Below are 271 nucleotides of genomic sequence, written 5' to 3' on the forward strand. Positions count from 1 at the left end.
ATGCACTAGTTGACGCAGACTCTGAAGCGGACGTACTTGCTGAGGTAGATGCACTGGTTGATGCAGACTCGCTGGCTGACGTACTTGCTGAGGTAGACGCACTGGTTGATGCGGACTCGCTGGCTGACGTACTTGCTGAGGTAGATGCACTAGTTGACGCAGACTCTGAAGCGGACGTACTTGCTGAGGTAGATGCACTGGTTGATGCAGACTCGCTGGCTGACGTACTTGCTGAGGTAGACGCACTGGTTGATGCGGACTCGCTGGCTGA

The 271-nt window shown here is 55.0% G+C and carries 1 protein-coding gene; it reads left to right on the top strand.

Translation table 11 applies throughout. The features are described from left to right. On the top strand, window positions 1-271 hold a 271-nt coding region (locus tag NF418_RS10425; RefSeq protein ID WP_256779548.1), incomplete at both ends, for an MSCRAMM family adhesin SdrC.

It is taken from the genome of Streptococcus suis (assembly GCF_024509555.1).
In the GTDB taxonomy this organism is placed as follows: Bacteria; Bacillota; Bacilli; order Lactobacillales; family Streptococcaceae; genus Streptococcus; species Streptococcus suis_AD.